The organism is Shewanella sp. SW32, from assembly GCF_025653365.1.
Lineage (GTDB): Bacteria > Pseudomonadota > Gammaproteobacteria > Enterobacterales > Shewanellaceae > Shewanella > Shewanella oncorhynchi.
This window is the reverse complement of record NZ_JAKKSJ010000106.1, coordinates 1-649: the sequence shown is the minus strand read 5'-3', so window position 1 is coordinate 649 and position 649 is coordinate 1. Positions and strand designations below refer to the sequence as shown.

Annotated in this window: 2 tRNA genes and 1 rRNA gene; all 3 read right to left on the bottom strand. The window is 48.9% G+C overall.

Features of this window, described 5'->3' with window-relative positions:
* Positions 1-54 precede the first annotated feature (54 nt).
* Positions 55-130: transfer RNA gene (locus tag L5M28_RS24050), tRNA-Ala, on the bottom strand.
* 137 nt (positions 131-267) lie between these two features.
* Positions 268-344 (bottom strand) — tRNA-Ile (locus tag L5M28_RS24045).
* A gap of 99 nt (positions 345-443) precedes the next feature.
* A 16S ribosomal RNA gene (locus L5M28_RS24040) occupies positions 444-649 on the bottom strand; the annotation flags it as partial.

Below are 649 nucleotides of genomic sequence, written 5' to 3'. Positions count from 1 at the left end.
ATCCATAGTGCATATGCCTTATTACTTTGCAATAAAGTCAGAATAAGGTGTAAATGGTGGAGCTATGCGGGATCGAACCGCAGACCTCCTGCGTGCAAGGCAGGCGCTCTCCCAGCTGAGCTATAGCCCCATTTACATGCAGTGCGAGTAAGTAAGATGTTCCAAACCTCTAAAAGGATTGGTTTGCCAATCATTTCTTATCAAGGCGGACAGTGGCGACGTTTAGTTCACTAAACGAGTCACTTTCCARCGCTGAGAAGGAAGGATTGGTGGGTCAGAGTGGACTTGAACCACCGACCTCACCCTTATCAGGGGTGCGCTCTAACCAGCTGAGCTACAGACCCATCTTTGATAAACCTATTTAACTAGGTCCATCTTTTACTCTTTCTTCTATCAAGCAAATCTGTGTGAACACTCAACAAACATTAAGTTAGTCGTATAGGTAAGGAGGTGATCCAGCCCCAGGTTCCCCTAGGGCTACCTTGTTACGACTTCACCCCAGTCATGAACCACAAAGTGGTGAGCGCCCCCCCGAAGGTTAAGCTACCCACTTCTTTTGCAGCCCACTCCCATGGTGTGACGGGCGGTGTGTACAAGGCCCGGGAACGTATTCACCGTGGCATTCTGATCCACGATTACTAGCGATTCC